The sequence below is a fragment of the Synechococcus sp. 8F6 genome (assembly GCF_002252665.1).
GTDB lineage: Bacteria > Cyanobacteriota > Cyanobacteriia > PCC-6307 > Cyanobiaceae > Cyanobium_A.
In genome coordinates, this window is the sequence record NZ_NQKZ01000045.1 from 1 (window position 1) to 4,130 (window position 4,130).

At 61.2% G+C, this 4,130-nt stretch carries 5 protein-coding genes and 1 pseudogene; all 6 read right to left on the bottom strand.

Annotated elements, in window-relative coordinates; translation table 11 throughout:
* A pseudogene (locus tag CJZ78_RS13275) lies at window positions 1–342 on the bottom strand (hypothetical protein); the annotation flags it as partial.
* 71 nt (window positions 343–413) lie between these two features.
* A complete protein-coding gene (locus CJZ78_RS13280) occupies window positions 414–884 on the bottom strand; it encodes an SLOG family protein (RefSeq protein ID WP_233128806.1) in 471 nt (156 codons plus the stop codon).
* Window positions 885–2,019: 1,135 nt separating this feature from the next.
* The gene (locus tag CJZ78_RS13285; protein ID WP_094561773.1) at window positions 2,020–2,874 is read right to left on the bottom strand and encodes a galactose mutarotase; all 855 of its coding nucleotides are present in this window, start codon (window positions 2,872–2,874) and stop codon (window positions 2,020–2,022) included.
* Window positions 2,875–2,972: 98 nt separating this feature from the next.
* A complete protein-coding gene (locus CJZ78_RS14125) occupies window positions 2,973–3,131 on the bottom strand; it encodes a hypothetical protein (protein WP_158217101.1) in 159 nt (52 codons plus the stop codon).
* Between the two features lie 108 nt (window positions 3,132–3,239).
* Window positions 3,240–3,446, bottom strand: coding sequence for a hypothetical protein (locus CJZ78_RS13950; RefSeq protein ID WP_143592966.1), 207 nt, complete (start codon window positions 3,444–3,446; stop codon window positions 3,240–3,242).
* A 222-nt stretch (window positions 3,447–3,668) separates the two neighbouring features.
* Window positions 3,669–3,860, bottom strand: coding sequence for a hypothetical protein (locus CJZ78_RS13290; RefSeq protein WP_143592967.1), 192 nt, complete (start codon window positions 3,858–3,860; stop codon window positions 3,669–3,671).
* Window positions 3,861–4,130 lie beyond the last annotated feature (270 nt).

A 4,130-nucleotide genomic window follows, 5' to 3' on the forward strand; every position in this document is an offset into this window, starting at 1 on the left:
TAAGCCAACAGAGGAGCCAAACCCGACCCTGGCGCTACCCTTAATCCAGGCCGCCTGAATAGCAGCCCAGGAGTGACAACTTTCCTGAAAGTCACCGGCTGTCTTGTTGCCCTCTTCTGCCAATAAGGCCGCCTCCAGCTCAGCCAGGGCTGAGGCGCGCTGCTCCAGGTCATCGGTTTCCAGCTGCTCGGCCAACTGCCCGATCGCAGTGGTGAGCTCCTGGGCCTCGATGCCCAGCTGCCAAAGGGAGCCGGAACGCTGCAGGGCGCAGGCCGGGCTTACCGCTGACGGTGCCGACTCGGCGACAGGAGCCAGCGCGGGAATGGGAGTGAGAACAGCCATGACGAAGTGAGGAATGAAGAATGCGGGAACGGAACGCAGCGCCAGTGGCGCGGAAGTCTTGTGCTGTGTGCTCAGCAACCGGCGAGGGCTGGAGCAGCCCATAGCCCTGCCGATGGACTGACCTCTGCAACCGCGATCGGAACGAGAGATCGGGAGGCCATGCGGCGGGCCTGCTGCACCAGCGAGGCGGTGCCGGTGCCGCCCGGGAAGGCCACCACCAGCACCGAGGCCTGATAGCCAGGGGAGCTGTGGGCCTCGGCCCGGGCAATGGCCTGCTCCAAGAGCTCCCGATTGCGGATCGGACCGGCAGCGCGGCCGTGGCGTTGCCACTGAGCCGGCATCACCAAAGAGGACCAACCCAGCTGATGGGCAGCCCGGCCGATAGCGGCATCAGCGCCGCGGGCGCCGCCATGGAGCAGCAGATGCACCGGCCGGCCGCCAGCGCAGGCGAGCAGCTCAGCGGCAACCCGCTGATGGGACCAGACCAGATCACGGCCGCCTCCTGCTGCGATCACAAGCGAGCGAGCCGGGGCGTAACTCAACCTGGAACAGTGAGAAATAACCATGGAATCAGTTGCCGAAAGTGACAACTGATCGGGGCATCAGAACCGCTCAGAGATATGCGGCCGCGATGGCGAGATCAGGGGATGAGATTGCCGCAGGCGATGGGCTTGGGGCCTTTGGCGCAGCCCTTATTCTACCAGTACAAATGCACTTTAAGCAGGGTAGAAGCGCTGCAGGGCAATGGATCTATGCAAAGCGGAGCTCCATGCAGTAGCCCTGGATTGCTGAGGATCAAGACCTTCAGATCAAGGCCGAACAGAACAATGGCCGCGCAGCCGTGCAAAGAAACTGGGGCCTCACCCCTGCCGCCCACCGGCAACCAGCTGCCTGGCCACCGCAGCCGCGGAGGAGCGACCAAGCCCGCCAACCCATCACCGGCCCCGGAGCAAAGGCGGCGGCGGCTGGCCGATGCAGGCCACTGCGCAGCCGTGGCACGCTGAAGGACGGCCGTCGCCGACCGGAGCACTGCGGCGTCCGTAGAACGAAGCTGGTCTGGACAACCGAAGGCCCTTAATGCAACTTCGCGCCGCGCGGAACCTCGACAATCCTTGAATACGCCGCCGGCTTATTCAAGGGAACAGCCCTTCCCATCAATAAGGACCACCGCGCTCGTGCAATGCCTCGCTTGCCCCAGCGAGCAGCCGCCTTACAAGCAGCTGCTCGATATCCAGACCCTTCCTGACGAGCTCCAAGGGCCCTGAGACCCCAAACCTTCTCACATTCCTTCTCACACCCAAGGCAGCCGGACACTAAACATCAGTTACAGCAACAAGTCTTGGCGTTTGCAACCAGAGTCTTCTAAGTAGCCGGTCGTGTGTTCGAATCACACAGGGGGCGTTTCCAGGCGAGGCGACAAAAGTCTCAAAATCCTGAAGTTGGGGTGGCATCACGCACCGCCTGGGGAATAGGGCGTGTTGCACGAGCCGATCGTTTGGTTGAGCCCCTCATTGGCGCTTGGGCGGCATTCCCCCCAGATGGGGGCGCGGCATTGACCCCAGTCCTCGACACTGAAGCGCGGATCGCCACTGGAGCACACCATGGACACAACAGTGAGCGAGCTTCTGCTGGTGGCCGTGTTGTTTGCCGTGGTGGTGCTCTCAGGCAGGGTTTGAATCAGGCACGAATCAACGCGTAGCGCGTGTGGAGCTCGGTGCTGGCACCGGGCGCCAACTCGATCCTGCGATCACCGCTCAGCAGGGCCTGGCGCGGAGCACTCCAAGGTTCGATGCACACCATCGGGCGGGGCGGTTCCGTCCAGAGCACCACCAGATCGAAGGGATGGCTGAGCTGCAGTTCAAGCGTGGCGCCGGCCGCCTCATCCACCAGCCGCACCGGCCCGGTGGGACGCACCAGCAGATCGATGCCCTGGGCCAACCGTTGCATCTGCTCAGCGGTGGCAGCAGGCGCCATCGTGAGGTGGTTCAGGCATTCGTCCGGCAGCCCCTCAAAGCGCACCTCCTCCAGGCTGGAGAGATTGAAATAGGGGTGAAGCCCAAAACTGAACGGCATCGGTGCTCCACTGCGGTTGCTCACCGTGGTGCCGATTTCCAGGGCACCAGGATCAAGCCGCACCTCCATGCGAAGCAGGAACTGGAAGGGATAGGCCTGGAGCGTCTCCTCTGTGTCGCGCAACTCCAGGGCCACGCCGCGGCCATCCGCCAGGGGCTCCATCTGCCAGGGCAACTGCCGCGCGAAGCCGTGCTGGCCGATGGTGAAGGTGCCCTGGGGCAGGGGCAGCTGGTTGTCCGGCAGCCCACCCGTGATCGGAAACAGCACTGGGAAACCGCCTCGCACCGACTGGGCAGGATCGTGGAAGCGCTCCAGATCGAGGTACACCACCTCCCGGTCGCCGCAGCGCCAGCCGCTGATCAGGCCGCCACGCTCGGGCACCACCCGCAGCAGATCACCGCTGTCGGGATCGCTGAACTCCCAATGCGGATAGGGAAGGTCGCGCTGACAGAGAGGCATGGTGGTCAGGGCTGATGGGAGTCGAACCCACTCTGCCGCCTGCCTGCTGCAGGCGATGCCCCCTTCGGGGAACATCTTTGCTGAGCCCCGGCCATCCATCACGGCCGAGGCCGCAGCACCAGCCAGGCAATCAGCAGGATGCTGCCGGTGCTCACCACCGTGAAGATCCAGGCGATCATGCTGCCGGCACCGCGCGAGACCACAGGAACAATGGTGCGCAACATCGGCCGGGAGGTGGCGGAGATCAAGCAGGCCATCGGCACGAGCCGCGGCGATGCCGCTGCTGAACCGCGGCTGCCATGCCGCAACCTCTTTGGGACTGCTGCAAGCCATCAGCGACAAGCTTGGTCAGCCAACAAGCTCCCTCAGGCTTCCCGCCGTGATTTGGCCATCACGTAATGCTGCTCCAGCCAATAGGAAGCCAGATTGGATATCGAGCGCCCTTGCAGGCAGCTTTCCTCAACAAGCGCCTGATACATCGACCAAGAGAGAGTGATGGAGACACGCTGAGGCTTGCGCATCATCGCCGGACATTGCATTTCCGCATGTAGCCCATGCTTGAGATTGGCCATAAGAGTAGTTTTGATTGCCACTTCATGTTATAAGCTAATCCTTGACGTCAATGTCAGTTTTGTATCCAAGTTGACCAAAGTGGGCGCGTCGAGTAGCAGCAAATGCCAAATCCAAGGCGGAGCAGCCGTTGCCGCAGCTTGTCTCAAGATGGTCAAACGACCTTTTGCCTCACAATTGCATCACTCTGCACCAGGCTGCTGCACCAGCAAGGGCCACTCACATCATGAAAAAGCTTGGAGATCAAAGAGGACGCGATAGATGCCGTGCGATCCCTTCAGCACAACCAAGATGACAGTCGACCACAAAACAGCAACGACCCAGCCTGTTTGGTTGTTCTGTTGGGCACCGTTCCACATCGCGCCATAGATGGTCAGGAGCACAAAGAGCAGCAGCCACTGGACCGTGAGCAGCACGGGAGACAGAAATTGCGGCATATGCAAAAAATCGCGCGCATTGAAAGGCTATTGATCACCGTGCTCTTAGCACGAGCTCCAATAAGAACTTGTACAGCCATTGATATAGCAGTGACAAGCCAAGCCGCGACCGACCCTAAAGAACCTGAAATGATTACCGGAAAATCATTACAGGGTACCTCGAAATTTACAAGATTAGCCAGCCTCTGATCACCATAAAAAAATGCCTTTCGGCATCGTCGCAGCAGATCATAAGTGCTCAAGCAATAC

Coding starts and splice junctions, on each gene's coding strand:
- CJZ78_RS14125 (WP_158217101.1), bottom strand. CDS start 3,131: ATGGCCTGCTTGATCTCCGCCACCTCCCGGCCGATGTTGCGCACCATT.
- CJZ78_RS13950 (WP_143592966.1), bottom strand. CDS start 3,446: ATGGCCAATCTCAAGCATGGGCTACATGCGGAAATGCAATGTCCGGCG.
- CJZ78_RS13285 (WP_094561773.1), bottom strand. CDS start 2,874: ATGCCTCTCTGTCAGCGCGACCTTCCCTATCCGCATTGGGAGTTCAGC.